At 61.5% G+C, this 24122-nt stretch carries 20 protein-coding genes and 1 tRNA gene; 7 read left to right on the top strand and 14 right to left on the bottom strand.

What is annotated here, in order from left to right; all coding sequences use genetic code 11:
• Positions 1 to 47: 47 nt before the first annotated feature.
• The 12 genes from ACR0FC_RS15285 to ACR0FC_RS15230 form a co-directional block, all read right to left on the bottom strand.
• Positions 48 to 1157: a transporter substrate-binding domain-containing protein gene (locus tag ACR0FC_RS15285; protein WP_170341645.1), complete on the bottom strand. Its 1110-nt coding sequence runs from the start codon at positions 1155 to 1157 to the stop codon at positions 48 to 50.
• 44 nt (positions 1158 to 1201) lie between these two features.
• Complete coding sequence (locus tag ACR0FC_RS15280) at positions 1202 to 2452, bottom strand: transporter substrate-binding domain-containing protein (protein ID WP_170341643.1); 1251 nt, start codon at positions 2450 to 2452, stop codon at positions 1202 to 1204.
• Positions 2453 to 2474: 22 nt separating this feature from the next.
• A complete protein-coding gene (locus ACR0FC_RS15275) occupies positions 2475 to 3260 on the bottom strand; it encodes a PP2C family protein-serine/threonine phosphatase (RefSeq protein WP_170341641.1) in 786 nt (261 codons plus the stop codon).
• 3 nt (positions 3261 to 3263) lie between these two features.
• Positions 3264 to 4274, bottom strand: a complete 1011-nt coding sequence (locus tag ACR0FC_RS15270; protein ID WP_170341639.1) for an FHA domain-containing protein — start codon at positions 4272 to 4274, stop codon at positions 3264 to 3266.
• 207 nt (positions 4275 to 4481) lie between these two features.
• Positions 4482 to 6623 carry a serine/threonine-protein kinase gene (locus tag ACR0FC_RS15265; RefSeq protein WP_170341638.1) on the bottom strand — a complete coding sequence of 714 codons (2142 nt, stop codon included), beginning with the start codon at positions 6621 to 6623 and terminating at the stop codon, positions 4482 to 4484.
• Between the two features lie 340 nt (positions 6624 to 6963).
• The gene (locus tag ACR0FC_RS15260) at positions 6964 to 8247 is read right to left on the bottom strand and encodes a dynamin family protein (protein WP_170341635.1); all 1284 of its coding nucleotides are present in this window, start codon (positions 8245 to 8247) and stop codon (positions 6964 to 6966) included.
• Positions 8244 to 10286 (bottom strand): dynamin family protein, encoded by a 2043-nt coding sequence (locus ACR0FC_RS15255; RefSeq protein ID WP_170341633.1) that lies wholly within the window; start codon positions 10284 to 10286, stop codon positions 8244 to 8246. The genes ACR0FC_RS15260 and ACR0FC_RS15255 overlap by 4 nt, the downstream gene beginning before the upstream one ends.
• A gap of 71 nt (positions 10287 to 10357) precedes the next feature.
• Positions 10358 to 11212, bottom strand: a complete 855-nt coding sequence (locus ACR0FC_RS15250; protein WP_254437825.1) for a hypothetical protein — start codon at positions 11210 to 11212, stop codon at positions 10358 to 10360.
• A gap of 26 nt (positions 11213 to 11238) precedes the next feature.
• Positions 11239 to 11640, bottom strand: coding sequence for a hypothetical protein (locus tag ACR0FC_RS15245; protein ID WP_170341629.1), 402 nt, complete (start codon positions 11638 to 11640; stop codon positions 11239 to 11241).
• A 126-nt stretch (positions 11641 to 11766) separates the two neighbouring features.
• On the bottom strand, positions 11767 to 13485 hold the full coding sequence (locus ACR0FC_RS15240; RefSeq protein ID WP_170341627.1) for a dynamin family protein: 1719 nt from the start codon (positions 13483 to 13485) through the stop codon (positions 11767 to 11769).
• A gap of 7 nt (positions 13486 to 13492) precedes the next feature.
• A complete protein-coding gene (locus ACR0FC_RS15235) occupies positions 13493 to 15505 on the bottom strand; it encodes a dynamin family protein (protein ID WP_170341625.1) in 2013 nt (670 codons plus the stop codon).
• 2 nt (positions 15506 to 15507) lie between these two features.
• Complete coding sequence (locus tag ACR0FC_RS15230) at positions 15508 to 16035, bottom strand: hypothetical protein (protein WP_254437824.1); 528 nt, start codon at positions 16033 to 16035, stop codon at positions 15508 to 15510.
• 644 nt (positions 16036 to 16679) lie between these two features.
• On the opposite strand from ACR0FC_RS15230, the gene ACR0FC_RS15225 reads away from it, so the two are divergent.
• Positions 16680 to 16764 (top strand) — tRNA-Leu (locus tag ACR0FC_RS15225).
• Positions 16765 to 16808: 44 nt separating this feature from the next.
• On the opposite strand, the gene ACR0FC_RS15220 is transcribed toward ACR0FC_RS15225, so the two are convergent.
• A complete protein-coding gene (locus ACR0FC_RS15220) occupies positions 16809 to 17330 on the bottom strand; it encodes a winged helix DNA-binding protein (RefSeq protein ID WP_170341622.1) in 522 nt (173 codons plus the stop codon).
• Positions 17331 to 17512: 182 nt separating this feature from the next.
• On the opposite strand from ACR0FC_RS15220, the gene ACR0FC_RS15215 reads away from it, so the two are divergent.
• From ACR0FC_RS15215 to ACR0FC_RS15190, 6 genes are all read left to right on the top strand, one after another.
• On the top strand, positions 17513 to 18484 hold the full coding sequence (locus ACR0FC_RS15215) for a TRAP transporter substrate-binding protein (protein ID WP_170341620.1): 972 nt from the start codon (positions 17513 to 17515) through the stop codon (positions 18482 to 18484).
• Positions 18485 to 18549: 65 nt separating this feature from the next.
• A complete protein-coding gene (locus ACR0FC_RS15210; protein ID WP_306372397.1) occupies positions 18550 to 19101 on the top strand; it encodes a TRAP transporter small permease in 552 nt (183 codons plus the stop codon).
• Between the two features lie 9 nt (positions 19102 to 19110).
• Positions 19111 to 20406: a TRAP transporter large permease gene (locus ACR0FC_RS15205; protein WP_170341618.1), complete on the top strand. Its 1296-nt coding sequence runs from the start codon at positions 19111 to 19113 to the stop codon at positions 20404 to 20406.
• A gap of 8 nt (positions 20407 to 20414) precedes the next feature.
• Positions 20415 to 21143, top strand: a complete 729-nt coding sequence (locus tag ACR0FC_RS15200; RefSeq protein WP_170341617.1) for a 5-oxoprolinase subunit B family protein — start codon at positions 20415 to 20417, stop codon at positions 21141 to 21143.
• Positions 21140 to 22156: a 5-oxoprolinase subunit C family protein gene (locus tag ACR0FC_RS15195; protein ID WP_170341615.1), complete on the top strand. Its 1017-nt coding sequence runs from the start codon at positions 21140 to 21142 to the stop codon at positions 22154 to 22156. Before ACR0FC_RS15200 ends, ACR0FC_RS15195 begins: the two co-directional genes overlap by 4 nt.
• A gap of 17 nt (positions 22157 to 22173) precedes the next feature.
• A complete protein-coding gene (locus tag ACR0FC_RS15190; protein ID WP_170341614.1) occupies positions 22174 to 22947 on the top strand; it encodes a LamB/YcsF family protein in 774 nt (257 codons plus the stop codon).
• 22 nt (positions 22948 to 22969) lie between these two features.
• On the opposite strand, the gene ACR0FC_RS15185 is transcribed toward ACR0FC_RS15190, so the two are convergent.
• Positions 22970 to 23983 carry a LacI family DNA-binding transcriptional regulator gene (locus ACR0FC_RS15185; RefSeq protein WP_093963281.1) on the bottom strand — a complete coding sequence of 338 codons (1014 nt, stop codon included), beginning with the start codon at positions 23981 to 23983 and terminating at the stop codon, positions 22970 to 22972.
• Between the last annotated feature and the right edge of the window lie 139 nt (positions 23984 to 24122).

Here is a 24122-nt window from a genome sequence, read left to right as displayed (position 1 = left end):
AGGGGCCGGTCAGTCGACCAGCCCCAGTCATTCGCGGAACCGAGGGATCAGTTCGACGCGGCCATCAGTTTGTCGTTGTGCTCGCGCAGCGAGTCCGAAACGATCGCGTACCATTCGCCGGATTCACGCATTTCGTTCAGGCCCTTGTTCAGCATGGCCAGGTACTGCTTGCCGAACGGGTTCGAACGGTGCGCAATGAAACGCAGCGACGACAGCGAGGTCACGAAGGGGTTCTCGATCAGGTCGTTCTGGTTCAGACCCATTTCAACCATGGTGTCCGAGAACAGCTGAACCTCGAAGGTTGCAACATCTGCAGTGCCGGTCAACACGGCATCCAGACACTCCCGCGCGGTGATCGGCTGCATCAAGGTGATAGTGTCGCCATTGATCAGACCTTGCTGTTCCAGATCGTGGATGAACCAGCCGTCCATGCGGCAGATGGTCGACCCTTTTAGCTCGTCAAAAGTGGTCGCATTGGCAAACTGGCTTTCGGGCAGGGTGTAGAAACCGACCACGATGTCATAGACCGGGACCGACGAGTCGAACTGCGTGCAGCGCACCTCGGTTTCCCAGGACCATTCGTAGCTGCGGTTGGTGCAGTCCGGCATGTTCCATGCCATCGACACGTCGAACGCGCCCAGCGGCAGCAGGGTTTCCAGGTGCGAGTTCCAGTCGTCAACAAAGCTGACTGAATAGTCGCGGGCGTTGCCGCCCCGCTGCAACGAGGTGGTTGCCAGACGCGGGATGATACCACCGCCATTCAGCGATTCATCTGCGAAGGGCGCCCAGCCGTTACCGGTGACCAGTTTGATCGGCGGCTCATAGACGCTCGAGCGTTTCACGCTTGCAGCGCGTTGCTCTTCCGCGGCGATGATTTCCTGCGCGCTGCGGCCGTTCGGCAGGCTGCCGTCTTCACAGGGCAGGGCCAGAACGATGCCCGGCTCAAGCGAGTTCGGGTTGGTGATGACGTTGCGGTTTGCGTTGAAGATCGGCTGGTAGTTCGATGTGCCGTAGGCCGCGATGGCGATGGTTGCCATCGTGTCACCGTCCTGAACCGTATAGTTGGTACAGGCCTCCTGAGCGGCGGCGGCGCCGGCGCTGAGGGCGGTTACTGCGGTGGCTGCCGCCACCAGTTTCTTCAGATTGATTTCAAACATGTCCACTTCCTCCAGACTTTTGTTTTGTCAGACCTTTCCGGCCCTTATCCGTTTTCCATTTGGTACCGCAGGGCGGTCGAGACGATGTCGCGCCATTCGCCCGATTGCTGCATGATCGCCAGACCCTGATTGAGCGTCTCGAGGATCGCTTCCCCATCCGGATTGTCCTTGTGGGTCATGACGTTGAGCGACTTGATCGCCGCCAGGTTGGGGTTTTCGATGATCTTGTGTTCATAGCCCAGCCGACCGATGGCCTCGACGGCCAGATGCGCTTCGATGGCGACCAGGTCAGCCCGCCCGTCCATGACTGCGTGGAAACACTCGTCCGGATCGACGGGGCGCAAGATGGTGATCGCAGGCTCGTAAAGACCCACAGCGTCCATGTGCGAGGTTGACCAACCCTCGGGGCGGCAGATCGTGGTGCCGACGAATTCCGCGTAGCTGAGCGAGGTTTCGTAGCCTGAGCCATCCTTCGCGAAGAACGTATCGACCACTTCATAGAACGGGTTCGAGAAGTTGTAGGTCTCGCACCGGTTCCGGTCACTCTCCGAAAGTGTCTCGGCTTCTTCGCAGTTGGGGCGCGACCAAGGGAACGTGGCATCGAAGGCCAGGGTGGGCATCAGCAGGTCCAGATGCGACGACCAGTCGTTAACGAACTGGATCTTGTAGGCCTGTTCCGGCGCCGCCCGCAGCATCGCGGTTTCGACAAGGTTCGTGTACAGACCGCGATTGGGCAGGGCTTCGTCGGTAAACGGCGCGTAGTTGCCCCCGGTGATCAACAGCAACTGGCGGTCGCGGATCTCGGGGCGGGTGCCGTCACCGGCGTTGCGGATCAACGCGGCACCTTCCGCGCGGGCGGCCTCGATTTCCTTCTTCGCGGCTGCCTTGGCTTCGATGACAGCCTCGTCGCTGGCCTGCTGGGCCTCCGCAACGCGGGCTTCGGCGTCGGCGATGGCCTTGGCGGCACGCTCTTCCGCGGCCTTGACCAGTTCGGCTGCCATCTCGGCGGCCATGCGCTCGGCCTCGGTTTCCGGTTCAGGTGCGGCGCGGCCGACATCCTCGAGGCAGGGGAAGGTCAGAACGTCGCCGACGCGGATGATGTTGGGGTTGGACCCGATCGTGTCGCGGTTGGCGTCGTAGATGATCCGGTAGTCTTCGGTCGCATAGACCTTGATGGCCAGTTCACGCAGGCTGTCGCCGCGCTGGATCTCGTAGGTCGAGCATGCCTCTTGCGCCGAGGCTGCCCCCGTTGCTGCCGCCAGGGCAATGCTGGATATGATCAGGTGTGTTCTCATGGGTCCTGTTGCTTTGCTTTTGTTATTGTCGGGCCGTTTTGATGACGGCGATTGAAATGTTGTCCTGATCCGGATCACCCTTGGCGATCAGCGCCTTGAGGAGGCTGTCGGCGATGTCCTGGGAGAGGGCCGAAGCGTTGTCCTGAAGGATGGACTGGATGTCGTGGTTGCCCAGATATTGCAGCCCGTCACTGCCGAGGATGAGGATGTCATCGGTCGTCAGTTCCAGCGCGTCTTCGGGGCAGTCGACCTTGGGGATCGCCGCGCCCATGATGACCGAGGTCAGTTGGTTGCGGTCGGGATGAACTTGCGCTTCGGCTTCGGACAGCTCCCCTCGGGATACCTGTGCGTCGATGACCGGTGCCATCGAGTGATCTTCGTTGATCTGGGACAGAACGCCGTTGCGGAACAGGTACAAAGGGCTGTCGCCGATCGAGATCCAGAACACTTTGTTGCCCAGCAGCAGAACTCCCAGCAGGGTCGAGCCCATGTTGAAGCCTTGTTGCTGGTCGTCGCCATACCCCGCCACGGCCGCGTTGGCCTGCATTGCGGCCATGGGCAGCGCATCCAGCAGCGTATTCTCGGTCAATTCCGGATTCTCCAGAACTGCGTCGAGCACTTCGCACCAGGACTTGACCACCAGATCCGAGGCCACTTCGCCCGCGGCGTGACCGCCCATGCCGTCGGCCACCACGACATAACCGGCGTTGGCGGCGTCAAAGACCCGCGAGGCAACCGCGTCTTCCTGCGTGTCGCGCTGACCCTGATCCAGGATCAGTGCAATGTCATATGCCGGAGTAGCCAGCATCCGTTACGCGTCCCGCCAGTCGAAGTTTTCGTCACAGAAGGCCACGAACCGCAGCGACGTTTCGCTGATGCGGATCAGGTCGCCGCTGGACAGCGGCACGGTGCTGAGGACGGGTTTGCCGTTCAGGCGCACAAGGTTGGCCTTGCCGCCATGACCCAGATAGCATTTGCGATCTTCGGGGTCATAGGCAATGACGGCGTGGTTCGACCGTGAAATCCCCGTGTCGCCAAAATCCAATTGGATCGCCTGGTCATCGTTGCGGCCAATCTGCATCAGCCCTTCGGTCAGTGTTATGCTGGACCCCCGGCCGGGGCCACTGGTCACTGCCAGCCAACCGACCGGGAATGTCGCGCCTGCGGTCTCGGTTTTGGCCACCGGCTCGGTGGTTTCGATCAGTTCCTGCACATGTGTGTCCGGGCGCTCGAACCCGAGGAAGGTGGTCTTGACGCGCGACCGACGATCCGAGGCCGGCGCTTCGGTTGCATCCGGAGAGGCTTCGGCTTCTTCGGGCTCGCTGGCCACAGGTTCGGCATCTGCCGCTGCTTTGTCCGGGGCGGTTTCGACTGCAATCGGTTCCGGCAGCTCGAACGGGGTCGGTGCCGAGGCCTCTTCCTCTTGGACTTCCTCCAGATCGGGTTCGGCAGTTTCGGCCATGACCGACTGAATGGTCTCTTCTTCTTCTTCGGTTGCCGCGACGTGCAGCGTCACGACCTGTTCGGCTTCTTCCGGCGCTTCAGGCGCGGCTTCGGCTGTTTCTTCGCTCTCTGTTGTCTCTTCCACCGCCGGGTCGGTCTCGGCGAAATCGGGCATCTTCTCTTCCGGAATCAGCTCGTCGGTTTCCTCGTAGCTGTCCGTGCTCAGGTTTCCACCAGCCAGAGCCTGGCGCAGTGCATTGAAGTCCGCAATCGGCTCGGCCTTGTCGGTCGTTTCGACTTCGGGTTCCGACCCTTCGGCTTCTTTGGTTTTGCCGGCACCCTCGAGAAGCCGGCTGAGTGGGCTTTTGTATTTGAACATGGTGTCGACACCTTTTGACTACTTGCACGGGCTTAGGTGACCCGTGGGGCTGCTACGAACCTCTGCGCATGGCGCAGCGGCACTTATGAAGTTGGAAACCTGAAACACTCTTATCTTCCGCGGCGGGCCGGTCCCCACCAGGAGGGCCAAAACGCGGCATCCTCCTCAGCAAACACAAACTGGCGGATCACATACGTACCGGCCTGATCACTCCCGCGCCAAAGGCATCACGGCGGTTGTTTCCGCCCCGTTTCGAAGCACAACCAACCGTGCTTCGGGCTTGTTTTCGGAAACCAACGCGTTCAGCGCGGTATCCAGACTGTCGGCAGCAATCACCTCAGTTCCCGAGACAGTCTCGCGGACAAGAATGTCGCCGGTCTGCAGGCCACCTGCCGTTGCGGCCGGTGCTCCGGCAACAACCGTCTGCCATTCGGGCAAATCGGCGCCGCGGGCTTCGAACGAGTAACCGTTGGCCAGCCCGAACTCGCGGATTGCGGGCAGGGCCAGCAGGCCGTTCTGCGCGCGGGTCTGTCCGATGGGGCGATACCGCGCCGCGACACGGATATAGCCGTCCGGGTCAACCTGAAGGTTGTCCAGAACCTGTGCGGCAAGCGTCGTTCCGGCGCGCACAGGGCTGCCGTTCAGGGTATAGATCGCTGCGCCTCGCTGAACCCATTCACCGATCGTGGACATGTCCTGGTCGGCATCCACACCGGTGATGGCGATGATGTTTCCGGTCGAGGCGCGCCGCTGCGAAGTCGAGAACGGGATTTTGACATCCCAATGGGCATAGCTGACTTGGGTCTCGGCCAGATTGACCGGAGCGCTCGGTGCAACCGCCGCCACTTCGACGGGTTCTTCGGGCTGAGCCGCTTCTTCCTGTGTTTCCACCGCCGGCGGTGAGACAGCCGCAGCGGTCTGCTCGACAGGCTGGTCTTCTGCCACCTGCTGTTCTGTTTCGGTTGCTGCTGCGGTTTCTTCTGCCTTGGTTGCTTCGGGCGCGATCACTGAATCGGCTGTCTGCGTTTCGGCAGGTTCGGCCGTCTCGGTTGGCGTTGCGGTCTGGATCGGTGTTGGGTTCGTCTCGGTCGAGCCGCCGGACATCAGGAAGAAGCCACCAGCGGCCAGAATCGCGATTGCGGCGACACCCGCGATCAACTTGCCGTTGCCGCCCGATCCTTTTTGGACGACCGTATCCACCGCCGCTGCGGGCTCGTCCTTCTGGGCAAAACTTGCCGGTCCGTCGTCGTTTTTTTCGCCATGCCCAAGAGCCAGATCGGAATTGCCGGCCAGCAGGGCTGTTACCACCGCTTCGGCGTTTTCGCTTTCGGCCTTGATGCGGGCCTTTTCGGCCTCTTCGTCCTTGCGGTCCAAGGCCACGATTACCGAAACGGGACGATAGGCAAAGCTGTCGAATTCGACACCGGGGCCGCGGAACATCCGCAACCAGTCCAGTGCGGATTGAAGGCGGTCGGTCGCGTGGACCTCCATGGCCTTGTCGATCGCCTCAAGGAAGCCATCCGGGTAACCCTGGAAGCGACTGGTCAGCGGCTGATAGGGGTCTTTCTGGCCGTTGTTGAAGGCATTCAGGCGCGATTGGCCGTCGATCGGGCGCTCGCCGCTGATCGCGTGGTAGAGCGTTGCCGCCAACACATACAAGTCGCTGCTGGGACCCTGCTCCGAGCCGCGCACGTAGAACTCGTGCGGCGAGTACCCGTCTTTGATCACCCGAAGCGTCAACAGGGCCGCCGATTGGTTGGCAGCCTGTTCGCGCGCGGCGCCGAAATCGATCAGGATCGGTTCGCCGTTTTCGTCGATCAGGATGTTGTCGGGCGAAATGTCCCGATGCAGCATCCCGCTTTGGTGGATGAATGAAACCGCGGACAGCATCTTTTCGGTGACTTGGACGATAAAGTCCGGGCCGGTTTCGGTCTTGGGGTCCTCGATGTAATCCAGCAGATCGCATCCACGGATCAGGTCCATTGCGATATACGCAGTATCGTTGTCTTCGAAGACCTGGTGCACGTCGACGATATTGGGGTGGACCAGGCGGGCATGGTTGCGGGCTTCCTGAATGAACAGGTCGATGATCGCGCGCAGGTCGTCCTTGAAGGCCGGGTCATTGGGTTCGACCAGGTCACCGTTGCGGCGGCACAAGGCACCCGGATAGCATTCCTTGATGACCACATCGCGTTCCAGGCTGTCACGCGCCAAATACGTGATGCCGAACCCGCCATTGCTGAGGAAGCGAAGAATTTCGTACTGGCCGCGCAGCAGTTTCGCGCCCGGTTGCAGACCTTGAATTTGAGGTTCGTCGTGCGATGCACCGACAGCCTGGTTGTGGTTCATTTCTTCCCGCCCATCATTCCAAAAACTTGCGGCCAAAATAACCGGGCAATCAGCCCGCGAACACACAACCAACACAACCGCAGGACACTTGAGAACGGTTAGACGTTTCAAATTTGACTTTAATGGGGCCGCCTCGTGGCTTCACTGAGAACGACTTCGGACACAGATCAATATATTGATGTAAGAGCTGATAAAGCGAATATATGTAGTGTCGACCGACGAACAAATAGGATTCAGTCCGGGCGCCAGATGACCCATGGTCCACGGATTCGAAACAATGGAATCATGATTCCAGTGTTAACGATTCGCCGCGCCGCGGCTCAATCTTTGCGGGAATGACTCAGGTTCCGGTCTTCGGAGGGGCCGAAGCGACCGTGCTGCCGGCCCACGCCAGGTTGTCGCTGAGCTGCGCCAGTATGCTGATCGCATCCTTGAGTGGCCCTTCGCCGCTCTCGAATTGAAGCAGCAGAAGCAGGTCGGTGGCCTTTTCGAACTCGCCCGGAATCCAGTCGGCTTCGGGATCGATCTCGGACCCGTTTTCCAGCCGTTCAGCAAAATCCTCGACAATTTCCTGACAGCTTTGCAGGAAGGCGGCCGGTTCGATGTCCGAACTGTCGCGCAGGTCTTCGTAAATGCTGGCGATCGCCGCCAGCCAGTCTTCGAGGATCGGGTTGTCCAGCGGCGGCAGCGCAGATTCCAGACTGGGCTGTACCGTTCTGGTGTCCGAGGCTGCGGCTTCGCCCGCGCCGGTCAAGGTCTCCAAGAACGGCAGGAAGTCCGCGGCAAGGTCCTGCCGCGCGGCCTCCAGATCCGTCCGGCGGCGATGCGACGCAATTTCAAGCACCTTCTCCGCAAGGTTCTGACCGCCGCAGGTTTCCCACAAGGCGAAGTCCGGTTCCGGCTCTTGCGCCATGGCGCGAACGGCAACCGGTGTCCCGATCGGCACGATCGCGCGGAACATGCCCGACTTCTCCTTCTCCAACCGCGACAGAACGCGATCGAGGGCGTCGCGGACAGGCGGCAGATCGGTGTGAGTGACGGCCAGCAAGCTGTTGTCGCGCAGGTTTTGTGGGACTTGTGCCCACAAATGGCGCTCGGTTTCACGCCAAGCGTTGGTTCCGTTCGTGCACCAGATGGCGCAATCGACGAATTTCAACAGATCGAGCGTTTGCTTGTAAGTGTCATCCAGCGCACCCGAGCCGGGCAGGTCGAACAACGAGATTTCGCGCAGGGCAGGGGTGTTCAGCCCCACCGAGATAAAATCAGGATTGTCGGCCGCGGCCTTTTGCAGCGCGATGCCGGAATAAACCTTTGGCTCGCGGTCCCACCACCCAACGGTCGTTTCAGGCGTGTCCGCATAGGTGACAATCACCAAAGGCAATTTCAGATGCTGCGGACCCGTGGGCAGGATGTCAGCTCCGGCGAGCATGTTGGCAAGACTGGACTTCCCGGCGCCGAATTCTCCGGCAAAACCGATTGAGACTGCGTTTGACAACCGCTCGGCGTGGGACTGTGCCCGCGCGCGCATGTCGTCCAACTCGGGCGTGGACGAAAGGCGTTCGGTTGCGGTCAGAAAGCGATCAAGCTGACGCACTTCCGTCTCGGTTCCGGGAAATTCAATCACTCGGCGGCCTCCGCTTGTCGTTCGTCGCTGTGTTCAGCGCCAAAGGTCGATTGCAATTCGTCCGCGATCCGGCGTGCGCGGTCGAAATCGACCTGCGCCTGGGTGCGCTCGCATGTCTCGCCCGTCGCGGTACGGTTCTCAAGATGCCCGGCGAGCAGGGCCAGGAAATGGTCCAGAGCGGTGTTCAAGCGCTCCAGCAGGTTCTCACGTGCGGTATCGATCAGATCATCTCCGATCATCTCAAATTCCTGCACGATCATACGTTCGGCGCGAGAGACGACGGATTTCCGCGAAATCAGACGCGACAACCAGTTCACACGCAACTCGACCGTAATCCCCCGGGTCAGAGCGGTGGTGTCCGGACGGAACCAACGCACGGCACTGGTGTTCATACGGCTGTCGGTCGGCTCCTGCCAGCCCGGCAAGGACTGCAGGGACGCGTTGGCCTGCATATCGATGGCATAGAGTTCGCTGAGCATCCGCTGGCGAATGACCTGAGTCGCACCCTGGACCAGTTCGCGCATGCGTTCGCGCAACGGCGTAAAGTTCAGTTCGGTTGCACCACCTTTGGCAAGCAACGGGGATTGCCCGTCGGGTCCGCGCACAACCGATACGACGGCTTCGGCCACGGTGTCGTCCATCACACCGCGCAGGTTTGCCAGAACATCATCCATGTCCCGGGTGATTTCTGCGGTTTTGTCCGATACCAGCTTGCGCAACTCGGCGAGGGTCTTGTCATTCTCGCCAGCCGTATCGTCCGAAGGTTGGCCATCTTCTTCCAGCGCGCGGAGGCGGGCCTTGTTGCGCTCCAGCTCGCCCTGGGCAAAGCCGTTCAGATGTTGCCATGCCATACGCAGTTGTTCGTTGCGCGGGCCGTCAGTCAGCGCGGTGGTGACATGCCGGCGCAGGTCAGGCAAGCCCGAGGCGATCATCGCAGCATACCGCAGAACCGCCTCGCGGCTGATCGGGCCAGGACCGCGTTTGATCTCTTCGACGCCCGCAAGGTACTGCTTCATCTGTTCGGGATGCGCCCGTAGCCAGGCGAGGATGTGATCGTGATTGACGCCGGTTTCGTCCCCGGTCAGCGCGTAATGCGCCCACTGAGCACTGCCCATCAGAACGTCGATGCTGGACTTCCCCAGCGCCTTTTCCAACCCGTCCAAAACGTCGGCGCGTACTTTCGCCGCGTCTTCCGCACCGCCGCCCAATTCGTCGACCCGGTTGATGAAAACCACGATCTGACCCAGCTCAAGCGCCTGCATCAGCCGGAACAGTTTCAAATCGGCGCGCGACAGGGCCTGGTGCGCGGACAGAACCACGACGAAAAAGTCGGATTCCTTGAGGTACTGGCGCGAGATCTCTTCGCGGATCAACAGCGGATCATTGACGCCGGGCGTGTCGGTCACGGTCAGCGGGAACGGGAAGTGTCCAAGATCAAAATACACCTCGGCCTTGCGGGTGATGTCGCTGTACAAACCCCGGTCCGATCCCGGATCATGTTCGGCTTCGTCGGTCGGATCATCCCCGGCACAGACATAGCGGGCAAGGTCATCAGACGTCAGTTCTTCGAGGTCGTGATGCTGGCCCATCAGCTGTTCGAAACTGTCACCCAGGCGCAGACGAGCGCGGTTTTTCATCGCCTCGACCTGCTCCTCGATCATCTCGCGCTTATAGCTGTCCTCATCGTCGGGGAACATGTTGCGCAGTTCTTCGCCTTCGGCGATCAGCGCCTGCCATTGGCGGTTGTCGAAGAAATGGAATTCGGCCCCCGATGTGCGCCCGGAGGGATGACCGAAATGCATGTCGGTGATCACGGTCGTCCACGGGTTCACGTCCGACGGCAGAAATTCTGCCTGTCCCGTAAAGCCGTTGATCAGACGGGACTTCCCGGCCTTGATCTGCCCGACGAATGCAATCGACGGTTTCAGGCCGCTGAGATCGTCAACGATGCGAGAGATGAACTGACAGGTCTCGTCATTGCTCACCTCTTTCATTTCGCTGGCGATCCGGATCAATTCCCGGCGGTTGGTTTCACTCATAACACTACCCTAAAAACTGGTACCCAAGATTTGCTTCCAACTTAACTTCAACTGTTGCGAAATCGGTGCCATCAGACCGACTCCCGCAGAGATTTCCACAGGTTGACGACGGCACCCAGCTTGCGCGCGTCATGTACGGCGGCGGCTGTATTGCGACCATCCCGGACCAGAGCGACACCCGCGCCCTTGCCACCTGACGGCCGCATGACGATCAGTTGCGGCTGTTCGAGCAGCCCGGCATTGTCGGCATCCCATCCCGCCAGATCCTGTGCGAACCGGGTCAGCAGATCGTCCGAAGGGTGAAGAGGCTGTCCATCGGCGCACAGGCCATCGAACTGTTGGGTCGCACCCTCCGCACTTGTCAGCAGGCGTCCCATGGCGAACCGCTCGGCGCCGTCGAAGAAAGCCGCGGCTACACTGAGTTCTGTGCCTTCAGCGCTGTCCTGCTCTTTCGTATCCTCGACGGGATCCGGGACAACCGAAACCCGTGGCTCGGACGGTAGAACGATCTCGGCACAGGCTTTCTGCATTTCGCTGAACGTGATGCCGACGTCATCCGCCTCCAGCGGCCCGTCCGGTTTCAAAGACACCACTTCGATCGGAGGTGCGGTCGCGGCCAAGTCGGACACGAGCCGCGCCAGCTTTTCGATCAGCGCTTCGCGCGGTTCGGTTTCGAAATCCGGAAGGGCGCCGGTGCTTGCCGAATAAACATCCGTGATCCGTGAGCTGTTCACCTCGATCGCCAGGATCGTTCCGTTCTGGGCGTTGAACTCCAAGCGTCTTGGAAGAACCGTTCCCCGGATCAGGTTCAGTATGCTGGCCCGACGGGCCTCGGCCGTGTCCCCGGTCAACCGAACGGCCGGCGACAAACGGGGCGTCGCAGACCGCCCGATGTTTTCGAGCATGTCGATTATGTCTGTCGCCATCATGCCGTGACCCCCTCTGGTCCCGTCTAAACTGCGGCCGCTACCGGCCCCAGGCTGAGATGTGATTTCGTAAGCGTCAGCCCGATATTCGCGCTGTCGCGGCAGATGTAGCAGACCACGTGTTCCGGATAGGCCCGGGTCCGCATGAAGATGTGCAGCCGGTCGTTCGAAAACACCGAGATTTCCCCAAATCCCGGGTTCTCCGGATCCTGTAGTCCGGCCGAGGCCAACAGCGCTTCGAATGCTTGAACGCCTCGGCCCTGAAACAGGTTTGCCACTGCAACGGCGAGGGTTTCCAAGGCTGTGCCATCCTCGGTCTCGGTTGCCGACATGCCCAGAAGCATGCCCGTTTCCATGTCGACATATCCCGCTGCGATGCAGTCGGGAATGGTCTCCATGGCGGTGGTCAATGCGGCGTCAATCGTCATCTAAAGCTCTATTATCCCTTATTAAGCCCAAAGGCGCAGCGGTTCGAAACCGTCGCGCCGCTGAGTAGCATTGCCGTTCGGGACGGGAAACGGTCTATCGTTTCCCAAGTGTCCCTTGAGGCCCGGTTACAACACATGCCACTCCGCCCTGTCTTTCGGATTTGGCACGGGTTGAATCGTATCCTGTTCGTCGCGCCCGGTGTGCTCGTGAGCGATCTTGTCGAACTCCTCAAGAAAGGCCTGGAACACGGCGTGCAGCCCGTCCACGTCTTGGGGAATATCTTCACTGGCCGCGATTTCCCGCCACATCGCCGCCGCGCTGAGCGGAGCTCCTGCCGGCACGCTCAAAAGGTGTTCCAGCGAGGTTTCGCCTTCACCGACCTGCTCACAGGGCGCTTCGGCTTCCTGGTCTTCAGGGGTTTGTGCCGCGACCAGGCCGTTCGATTCCGGCTCAGGTTCATAGGTCGTGGCATCGTCACCCTGTTGCTGGGACAACAGCGAAGCGATGGACGAGACCGAGTCCTCGACACTGGGTCCCGGGGTCTCGTCCTGTTCGTCCGTTACCGGCGCGGGGGTCTCGCCAACCAAACGTTCGGACAGCGTGGCCAGCAGGTCTTTGTCCTGCGCGCCTTGATCGGTGGTCTGGTCATCGCTGTCTGCGATCAGCATTTCGTCGTCCTCGACATCGAGCGTATCGTCATCGATCTCGTCAAAGTCTTCGTCGTCCAGCTGAGACACCGCTGTCGAAGTTGCCGCGACGCTGAGCCGATCCTCAATTTCGTCTCGGAACAAGGCCCGCAAATCGTCATCGGGCACCGGCGACATTTCGGCGCGCAAACGGTCGGCGTCATCCGGGTTGATCCGCTCACGTTCGGTCGACTCGCCGCGGCGCTCCACCCGGGCCGGTCGAACCGGGAAGGTTGCGATCACATCGTCCGAGTTCCGGACTGCTTCGAATCCATCATCCTGATCCAGCGGGTTGGTCAGCTTGAAAGGTGCGGGTTCCTCGGTCGCGGTCTGGCGATCGGACCGCTCGGGCCGCACCGGTTGGACCGGGGGCGTGCCGGCGAGGCTCTTGTCGATCTGGTAGCGGGCGAGCTTTTCCGCACGGCTGTCCATGATCTGCTCGGTGATCTCGAGAAAGCTGTCAATCATCTTGCCGCCGCCGCTGCGCGACCACAGCTCGGCGTCGCCCGTTTTGTCACGCGCGATGATCGCGTCACGGGCGGAAAACAGGATTGTCCGATTGAACAGGTGCCCCGCTTCGCGGTTGATGCGGCGCAGCACTTTCTGGCGGTCTTTCAGATCCAATGCGTCCGCGCGCGTGACCAACAGAAGCGAGTTGTGCTGAAGCCGTTCCGGCAACGAAACCCACGTGGCGCGTTCGGTCTCGCGCCAGGCTTGGGTCGAGTGGGTACACCACAGCACCCCGTTGGCCTGACCCACCGCACGGCGCCAGACATCGGCCTGGATTTTGGGGTCTGAAATGCCGGGCGTGTCGATCAGGTCGACAGCCTCGAGAATGTCCGCTTCAAGATAGATGCGGATGAACTGCGCGTCGTTGACGCCCACCTTGTCCAATTCGTCCAAACCAATCGGAGAAGTGGTCCCGTCATGGCGCTGGACGTAAGCGGGTTTGTTGCCCCAACTGAACCAGACCGGCGGCAGCTGGGTGGCCGTCACCTGCGTCGGTAGGGCCTGCTTGCGCAGCAGGAAGTTCATGAGCGTGGACTTGCCTGCGCTGAACTCTCCCATCAGCGCAAAAACTGGTTTGCGGCGGGACCACTGCTCGATGCGTTCCCATGCCCGAGGAGAGACGAAGCGGATTTGTGAATCTTTTGCCATGGCTTTCTTACGCTGCTTCGTTGCTGAGGTCTTTGAGGATGTCGCCGAGGATTTCGTCACGAGATTTCTTCGGCTCGAGCCCGGCCATCAGGTCCGGGGAGGTGCCCGGTGCCTTCTCGGCCGATTGCGAGATGCTCAGAAGGGTTTCCTGCTGCTCGCGCATGAAATCCGACAGGACGGCCCGAACATTTTCCAGAACGGCTGCGATCTGCGTTTCTTCAAGGTCCTTGGTGATCGAATTGGCTTCTGATGCGATAAGGCGGGTGTAGTCCGCCGCATAGGCTTCAAACCCTTTGCGGCGTTGCCACCAGCGTCGCCACCATGTGCTTTGAAGGTCCAGGGCGATCGTTCGGCCAATGCCCAATGGAGGCGGTACGCGCGGCACAATGGGTGCCTCGATGCTGAATTCGCCCAAGTGGTTGCCCAGAAGCTTCTGATACAGGGCCTCGACATCCGCGGCGGCTGCGGAATACAGCGCGCCGGCGTCCTTGCGCATTGCGCGGGCAAAGCTGAAATAGGCGGCCTTCTGCAGGGTACGAAGCCCGGCCGGATCGTATTGCCAGGTGCCCTGTTCGCCGTTCTGCTCGAGATGCGCGATCAACGAGTCGGTAGCACGTTTGACGAAGTTTGCCTCGGCCGATGCCAGACGTTCCAACACCTTGTCGCGCAGGGATGTCGTCAGGGCAGCAGCTTTCTTGTCATATTCGGCCGCGACAGTGGCGATCGCATCTTCGGGTGACACGCCGTCCAGATCGCGAACAACACCGCCTCCGCCAGACAGGCTCTTGGCGACCGAGGTGGCGCGAATCTGACTTGCGATGTTGCGGGCGCGGTGACGGACCCGATCCAGAAGACGCGTGCCTGCGCCTTGGGCGATCCGTTCGTTCATGGCCAACAGCAGGTCAGGCAGACCAGAAAGGGCCCAGATCTTGTCCAGCGATGCGGCCTGATCACCAAAACCGGCGGCCAGATAGAACGTGTTGAGGGCCTGGCGGGAATCGTCGGTGAGAATATCGGGGTTGCCGGTCAGCGCGGCCTCGGCCCACAACGCACTTCCGAAAACGACACTGGTGCTTGTGTCGATGCCATTTTGCTTGAGCGTGTCCTGAATGCGGTCGCGAATTTCGGGGACTTGCTTGACCGGGTCGGTCAGTTCGTCGATCCGGTTGACGAACAGGACGATCTGCCGGTTCTCGAACTGCGCGATAATCCGCATCAGCGCCATGTCCATCGTGGTCAGCGCCTGACTTGCCGCCAAGACCACGACGCAGACTTCCGATCCGCGCAGGCTGCGCAGAGTGATCTGTTCGCGCACCATGAACGTGTCGTTGACGCCCGGCGTGTCGCACAGTTTCAGCGCAATCGGGTACTGCGGAATGTCCATATACAATTCCGCGGCTTTGGTCACGTCGGCGAACCGGCCCGTTTTCGGATTGATGTCCGGATCGTCTTCGTCACCCAGGCAGACATAGCGCTGGATCAGCTCTTCGTCGAAATAGTCATACTGGTGGCTTTGGCCCAGGATCAGGTCGAAGTGCTTGCCAAGGCGTTCTTCGGACTTGGCCTTCATCTGCGCGATCTGACGACGGATGTCTTCCATTTCGTCGTCGGCGCCTGCGCGATTGGCCAGTTCGCCCAAACGGCCACCGCCGACCATCAGGTTGTCCCATTCTTCCTGCTCGAAGAAGGTGAACTTGGATCTGTATTCACCGGGCAGGCGGGTGTTGATGTTCAGCGTGGTCACAACGGAGGTCCACGGGTTCACATCCGACGGCAGCAAACCAGGCCGACCGGCCAGAATGTTGACGATCGAAGATTTGCCCGCCTTCACCTGCCCGACGAAAGTGACGCTGGCGGTGAAGTTTTCCATACGGGTCTTGAGCGTGGCCAGCCGCGCAGTCGAGCGCGCATCCGCCACCTCTGTCAGTTGGTCGATCTGTGTCGTCAGTGCGGACATGGCTTCCGACATCGGCGCCAATGCCTCGTTTCCTACGGACAAAAGGTGGTCGTTGCGGGCCATGTTCAGCCTCCGGTTCCGGTTGCAGCGATTTGGGTATGCCCGGATTCCGTCAAACTGGCAGGCGCAATGCCTGAAAAGCTGTCGATCCGGGCGATCAGTTCGAGAGCGTTGCCCAGCATCTCGGCCTCGGTTCCGGGCGAGATGGTATCGAAGGCACGCGAATCGGCCAGCACTTCGATCGAGCTGAAGCGGGTTCCATTGTCCAGGCGCGCGACCCGACGTCCGGTCGGGAACCCATTGGATTTGGCCGATGGAAGGGGCATTCGCGCATTAGCCAACAGGTATTCGTTGCCCTCATGTGTCTTCAGGGCGATGCCGAAACCCGTGTTCGGGAATTGCTGGTTGAGGTTTTTGAGCTCGCCGACAAAGCTTTCTCTTGCAAGAAAGACGACGTCTTGCTCGGTGGCAGCGGAGTTGATCTGTTCGGTCACGACTGAGACCCTTGTACTGGAGTTGAGCAAAAAAACTCGTACGGTGCCGAGAAGGCGAAAAAGACTCATTAACTCCTTGGTAGACAGAATTACCTTCATCACGGTGTTATTTTGACGTGATTGAGATATTTTGGCGTTTGAAATGTGGCGCAATTATGGTGACCGTTGCATGACAATGCCGCAACTTCAGGATGTATTAGTCAAAATAGGCAGGACCGCCGGGTTTGAAACCGGGGTGTGTTTCGGCGTGCGATTGGGTTAGTCGTGATGAATTCGACTGATGGTTATTGTTCTGTAAAATAGGTGAAAAATGGAAAACCAGATCAGAGGTTGAGTGCACGCCACGGCAGAAGGCGGAGGGACCGCATTGCTATGGGTTCAGTGTGGGGTTGATGAGGGTGGTCGAGACGTCCCCATGCGATCCACAACGTCAGCGAGAATTTTGTAATTTTCGAAAATTTGGGAATGTGTCCAAAAACAGAACAATTATGGCGTTTTGTTTCGTTCCAAAAACGACGGGTCTCAGCGTTATGAATTCCATTTGGCGATAAAAATTAACCGGGAAGCCGGATGCCACACATTCTTGCTTGCGCCGTTGCGCGGGTCGATCTTCCCCTCGTCTTGGTCATTTCCATTGTTTCCCAACGGGGGTCAATATTCCGCCGCAGACGGCAAGATTCCCTCTCGCGCTTGTCCAAAAGGTTTGTTATCAGCCCTTCCATTCGGCGCGTCGGCGCCGTGTTGCGGGTGTGGCGAAATTGGTAGACGCACCAGATTTAGGTTCTGGCGCCGCAAGGCGTGGGGGTTCAAGTCCCTCCACCCGCACCATTTTCTTTCTTGCCGATCATGCTGCGTGGACGGATGCTGAGGCGCTACAAAGATGCCGCTGCGCGGCTGGCTTGATCATATTGGCCGGACAGGGCGCGCAGGTCGCGGGCCAGGTCCCTCAGATCCGGGCCCGACAGGTCGGTGGCTGACAGCCCTTCCAGCAGGCACTGCTGGCGAACTTTCCGGTAGGCGTCGCATAGCTCCACGCCCTCGGGTGAGGTGCGGTAGAACACCTCTTTGCCGCGCTTTTCCGACGTCAGAAGACCGGCCTTCAGCAGTTTCCGCAGGGCGTAGTTCACGGTGTGGCTGTCCTCGATGTTCAGAAGAAAGCAGATGTCGGTCAGGCGTTTGTCGCGTCCGCGGTGATTGACATTGTGCAGGATCAGGATGTCGAGCGGTCCCAGATCGGCCTGCCCGGCCGCGGCCATGCAGCGGGTCATCCAGCGTGAGAACGCATTGTAGACAATGATCAGCCCGAATTCGAGTTCGGACAGTTCCCAGCCTTCGCCCTCGGCCAGGTGGCGAGAGGAAACGATGCGGCGCGTGTCTGGGGAAGAATCGGTCATGTTGCGGCCTTTTGATCTGCAAAACGCTGAGAAATTATCAGTGTTTTGGCATGGAGTGCGTGTGTTTTCAACGTGCTGACCTTTGGACCCTGCGGCGTTTCGGTCAAAACGATAACAAAACGTTGACAAATCGCAAACGTTGAGTCAGCTTCTGCGCCAGTACTCAAGCAGGGAGAGCCAAAATGAAACTGATGAAGATTGCCGGTGGCGCGGTTGCCGCGCTGGCCGGGTTGGCCATGCAGGTGCAGGCCGAGACCTGGGACATGCCGACGCCCTATCCGGATGCCACCTTCCATACCGTGAACATCCACGACTTCGCCAAGGACGTAGCCGCGGCCACCGACGGCGCCCTTGAAATCAAGGTCCATTCCGCAGGGTCGCTGTTCAAGCACCCCGAGATCAGCAAGGCAGTCCGCAGCGGCCAGGTGCCCGTCGGAGAGTTCTTCCTGTCGCTGCTGGCCAATGACAACCCGGCCTTCGGCGCGGATTCGCTGCCATTCCTGGCCACCAACTATGACGACGCCCAAAAGCTGTGGGCGGCACAGAAAGACGTGATAAACGGTCTGCTGGACGAGCAGGGCATGATGGTGCTGTACGCCGTGCCGTGGCCACCGCAGGGCTTGTACACGACCAAGGAAATCAACAGCGTGGATGACTTGGCGGGCCTGAAGTTCCGAACCTACAACGCTACGCTGGAAGAATTCGCCAACCTTGCGGGGGCCGCACCCACGCAGGTCGAGGTTCCGGACATTCCGCAGGCCTTCAGCACCGGCCGGGTCGAAGCGATGATCACCTCGCCCTCGACCGGGGTGAACTCGAAGGCGTGGGACTTCCTGACCCATTACACCGACATCCAGGCCTGGATTCCCAAGAACGTGGTCGTGGTGAACAAGCGCGCCTTCCGCCGTCTGGATGACGCGACTCAGGCCGCCGTGTTGGAGGCCGCCGCCGCCGCCGAAGCCCGCGGCTGGGAGATGAGCCAGGCCGAGACCGCCAAGCAGACCGCGGTTCTGCAGGAAAACGGCATCACCGTGGTGCAGCCGTCCGAAGAACTGATGGCCGGCCTGCGCGCGATCGGTGCGCAGATGCTCGAGAACTGGACCGCCGAGGCCGGCGACTCGGGCGCTGCGTTGCTGCAGGCCTATCAGCAGTAAACGATCCGACCCGGCCGGGCGCGACACGTCCGGCCGGGGTTCGACAACAAGGGGAGGGGATGGCGATGCTGCGGCGCAGTCTTGATTTCATCTATCGTGCGGCCGGCGGATTGGCGGCGCTGTTCATTCTGGCCATCGTCGTGCTGGTCTTTGCGCAGGTCGGGCTGAACCTGGCCGACAAGATCTGGGCCGCGTTGACCGGGCAGGGCGTGGGCCTGACCATCCCGTCCTATGCCGATTTCACCGGGTTCTTTCTGGCCGCATCCAGCTTTCTGGCGCTGGCCTATGCGCTGCGCGCCGGCGGGCATATCCGGGTGACGCTGCTGATCGGGCGGATGCCCAATGGGCCGCGCCGCCTGACCGAGATTTGCGTGGTGACGATTGCCCTCGCCATGAGCGCGTATGCCACCTGGTATCTGGGTCTGCTGGTGCTTGAGTCGCTGGAATATAGCGACCGCAGCCCCGGCATGGTGTCGGTGCCGTTGTGGATCGTGCAGATGCCGGTCCTGCTGGGGCTGGCCATCCTGACACTTGCCCTGATCGACGAACTTGTCGGTCTGCTGGCGGGCCGCGCGCCCAGCTGGGACGGCAAGGGCGAAAACCTTCTGAGCGAATAGGGCCAGCAGATGTCGATTGCCACGCTTTCCATCATTCTTCTTGTTCTGCTGTTCGCCTTTCTGGGGTCGGGCCTGTGGGTGGCGTTTTCGCTGCTGGGGGTCGGGATCGCGGCGATGGCGCTGTTCTCCGATGCGCCGCTGGGGCTGGTCATGGCGACCACCTTGTGGGGGCACAGCAATTCCTGGGCGTTGGCTGCGCTGCCGTTGTTCATCTGGATGGGTGAGATCCTGTTCCGCTCGCGCCTGTCCGAAGACATGTTTACAGGCCTGTCGCCCTGGATGAACCGGCTGCCGGGACAGTTACTGCATGTGAACGTCTTTGCCTGCGGGATCTTCGCGGCTGTGTCGGGGTCTTCGGCGGCCACCGCAGCCACCATCGGCAAACTGTCGATCCCGGAACTCTCGCGCCGCGGTTATCCCGAGAAAATGATCATTGGTACGCTGGCTGGCTCGGCCACGCTGGGCCTACTGATCCCGCCGTCGATCATCCTGATCGTCTATGGCGTGGCGACCGAGCAATCCATCGCCCGCCTGTTCGTGGCCGGAGTTCTGCCGGGACTGCTGCTGGTGGGGCTGTTCGTGGGCTATGTCGCAATCTGGGCGCTGATCAACCGCGCCAACTTGCCCACTGAGGACATCCGCGCGAGTTTTGCGGAAAAGCTGCGCCGCTCGCGCCGACTGGTGCCGGTGATCCTGCTGATCGTCGGTGTGATCGGCTCGATCTATGCCGGGATTGCCTCGCCCACCGATGCGGCCGCCGTGGGCGTGGTGCTGGCGCTGCTGCTGTCCTGGCGCGAGGGCACATTGACCCGCGCAAGCTTCGTCGACGGGCTGATGGGGGCCACCGTGACCTCGTGCATGATCGCCTTCATTCTTGCAGGGGCCTCGTTCCTGACCGTGGCGATGGGCTTTACCGGCATCCCGCGCGTGCTGGCGGAATGGATCGGGTCGCTGGGCCTGTCCACCTTCACGCTGCTGGCGGCGCTGACCGTGTTCTTCGTGATCATGGGATGCTTCCTTGACGGCATCTCGGTTGTGGTGCTGACGGCGTCGGTCATCATGCCGATGGTGATGCAGGCGGGGATCGACCCGCTGTGGTTCGGCATCTTCCTGGTGATCGTGGTCGAGATGTCGCAGATCACCCCGCCCGTGGGCTTCAACCTGTTCGTGCTGCAATCACTGACCGGGCGCGACATCCTGCGGGTGGCCCATGCGGCGCTGCCGTTCTTCTTCCTGATGATCGTGGCTCTGGTGATCATCGTGGTTTTCCCCGGCATCGTGACCTATCTGCCGAACCAGATGTGACGGGGGCGATGCAGGATTTTCCGATCATACGAACCGCCGGGGTGGACGGGCTGCTGATCAGCTTTGCCGCCGCACTCAGCGAACCGGCCAACCGGGCTGCGCTGGCCTTTCGCGCCGCGCTCGAGGCGGAAAGCTGGGCAGGGGTCGAGGAAACCTCGTCCTCGCTGGTCTCGGCCTTCGTCCGGTTCGATCCGCTGCACATGTCGCATGCCGCGTTGCACCAGCAGGTGCAGGCGCTGCTGGACCAGCGCGACTGGTACGCGGCCGACTTGCCCGGCGGGCGCAGGTTCTGGCGGGTGCCCACCGTCTTCGGTACGGATCTGGCGCCGCAGCTGGGGCAGGCGGCGCAGGCGGCGGGCTTGTCCAAGGCCGAGGCGATCCGGTCGCTGTCCGAAGCGCGGGTGCGGGTGCAGACCATCGGCTTTGCCCCCGGCCAGCCATATCTGGGTGAATTGCCGCCCGCCTGGGACATCCCCAGGCAAAAGGAATTGACCCCGCGCGTGCCCGAAGGCGCGCTGGTGGTGGCGCTGCGGCAGCTTGTGCTGTTCTCGGTCACCACGCCGACCGGCTGGCAGCATGTGGGCCAGACCGCCATCCGTCTGTTCCAGCCCCATGCGCCCGAGCCCTTCCTATTGCGCCCGGGTGACGAGGTGCAGTTCACGCCCACCGATCCGGAAACGCTGGCGCGGATGCGCAGCGATCCGCGCGGCGGCGCAACTTGCGAGGCGCTGACATGAGTGGGCGCCTGACCATTCTGCGCGCCGGTCCGGGCCTGACGGTGCAGGACATGGGGCGGCTCGGATATCTGGACATGGGCCTGTCGCGCGGTGGCGCAGTAGACCGCCTTGCCCTGGCCGAAGGCGCGGCGTTGCTGGGGCAGCCCGACAGTCTTGCCGCCGTGGAAATGGCCGGCATGGGCGGCGAGTTCCAGGCTGATCAGGACCTGCGCATCGCTCTGACAGGCGCCCGGATGCGGGCGCAGATCGATGGCGCGACCGCGGTCTGGAACGCCTCGCACCTGCTGCCTGCGGGTGCCCGGCTCAGCATCGGGCCGGCAGTTGCGGGCAGCTATGGTTATCTCAGCATCGGCGGCGGGGTGCTGGGCGATCCGGTTCTTGCCGCCTGTTCGGCGCATCTGACGGCGGGGATCGGAGCCGTACTGAAGGCGGGGGACCGGCTGGCGATCGGCCCGGACGCGGGCGGTGCAACCGGCATGACCTTCGACCCTGACGACCGGTTCTCGGGCGGAGAAATCCGCATCGTGGCCAGTTTCCAGACCGACCTGTTCGCCCCAGACGTTCTGGAGCGGCTGCAAGCCACCGCGTTCCGTCGGGACGCGCGCGCCAACCGCATGGGCGTGCGGCTGGAAAGCGACGGACCGGGCTTTCATGTCTCGGGCGGGCGCAGCGTGCTGTCGGAAACCATCGTGCCGGGTGACATCCAGGTCACCGGGGACGGCACGCCCTTCGTGCTGTTGGCCGAGTGCCAGACCACCGGCGGCTATCCCCGCATCGGCACCGTTCTGCCCTGCGACCTGCCCAAGGTGGCGCAGGCCCCGGCCGGGGCCGACCTGCGGTTCCGCTTCGTGTCGCTGGACGAAGCGGTGGCGGCCGAGCGCGCCGCCGCCGAGGCTCGCGCCGCGCTGCCCCGGGCGCCGCGCCCACTGATCCGCGATCCGCGCAGCATGTCCGACCTGCTATCCTATCAACTGATCAGCGGCGCCATCGCCCGCGAAGAGGACGTTTTGTAGAAAAAGGAGCCTGTGCCATGGCACATCATGTCGATCTGAATGCCGATATGGGCGAAAGCTTTGGCCCCTGGAAAATGGGCGATGACGCGGCGCTGCTGAAGATCGTTACGTCGGCCAACGTGGCCTGCGGGTTTCATGCGGGCGACTGGGACGTGATGGCCACGACGATGGCGCAGGCGGTCGAAAACGGCGTGGGCATCGGTGCGCATCCCGGCTTTGCCGATCTGCACGGCTTTGGGCGTCAGCGGATGCACTATCCTCTGCCGTCGCTGCAGAACCTGATCCGCTATCAGGTCGGCGCGGCGCAGGCGATGGCACGGGCGGCCGGCGGACAGGTGCGTCATCTGAAATTGCACGGTGCGCTGGCCAACATGGCGTCCGAAGATCAGGCGATGGCGCGGGCCTGCTACGAGGCTGCGCTGTCGGTGGCTCCGAATCTGATCATCATGGTTCTGGCCGGAACCGCCCAGCAACGCGCTGCGCGCGACCTGGGCTGTCCGGTGGCCTGCGAGATCTTTGCCGATCGCGCCTACAACGATGACGCCACGCTGGTCGACCGCAGCCTGCCCGGCGCGGTGATCCACGACCCTGACCGGGCCGCCGCGCGCATGGTCGAGATGGTCAAGGCCGGGGCGATCATCACCGAAAGCGGCAAGCATATCCCGACCCGCATCGACACGATCTGCCTGCACGGAGACACGCCGACGGCGGTCTCGATTGCGGCCGGTGTCCGCCGTGCCCTGCAGGAGAGCGGAGTGGAGCTCAAGCAGTTCGCCGGTGGCCCTGCCTAGGCTTCTCGATTGACGCGGCTGTTCAATGTGTCTCGCGTTCGATGACGCTGGGGTCCAAAAAGATACTCTCTTCGGGACGGCCGGGATCGACCAGCCTACGCTCCAGCAAAGCAATGATCGCGTCAACGGCTGCGTCGATGGGGTTCCGGACTGTCGTCAGGCGGAATGTCGGCCATTTCGCCATGGCGATGTCGTCGAAACCAACAATCGCCAAATCGCCGGGAACGTTCAGAGACAGATCGCGCGCAGCCGATAGCGCCCCGATCGCCGTGGCGTCATTGGCGCAGACAAGCGCATCCAGAGAGGCGCGGGACAGCAGGCTGCGCGCGGCGCCGTATCCGCTGTCGACCGAGTAATCAGTCGGGTGTTCGGCCACGAGGTCAAGCCCCGCCCGATCCAGCGCCTGGAGGACCCCGGCGCGCCGCCGCGAAGACGAGTAGAACTCCTCGGGCCCGCTGAGAAACCCGAACCGGCGCCGTCCCCGGCTGATCAGCAAGTCGGTGATCATGGTCATGCCATCGGCATTGCGGCAGCAGACATTGTCGACACGGGGCCCTTGAACAGGACGGCCTGACGAGATCATCGGGATGCCGAAGCGCGCACATCTGTCCACGATTTCTTCGGACATGCTGCCGCCGCGCAGAATCAATGCGTCCAACGGATAGCGCAGCAGCTCTCGCAGCGCCTGATCCGTGTTGGCGCCGGTTCGGTCGATCAGAATGGGCCATTTCTTCAACCCGCTCAGGGCTTGGGCCAGTTCACCGACAAAGGCCGAGTCGTAGGGGCTGCGCATGTTGCCGACGAAGACGGCGACCAAATTTGATTGCCCGGCCTTGAGGCCAGCCGCCAGTGCATTCGGTTGATACCCTGTATCGGCCGCGATCTTCAGGATACGTCGACGCTTCTCGGAATCGACGTAGGCTCCGGGCGTGAAAGCGCGCGAAACAGCTGAACGCGAGACGCCCGCAAGGTCCGCAACGGTCTGGGCCGTTGCGCGCCGGGGGCGTTTTGCGTCCTTGTTTCTATCGCTACACATGCGGTTGGCGTTTCGCCTTTTCAGAGGGTTTCAACATTCTTGCAATGAATCGAATCTTTCATCAAACTGTCACGGTTGGAAGCTAGTGAACACGTGTGCACATTTTGCGAAAGGTGTCAGCCTTTTTCTGGATGTGAAA

The sequence above is a fragment of the Ruegeria sp. BB9 genome (assembly GCF_056539345.1).
This window is presented reverse-complemented; position numbering and strand designations above follow the sequence as displayed.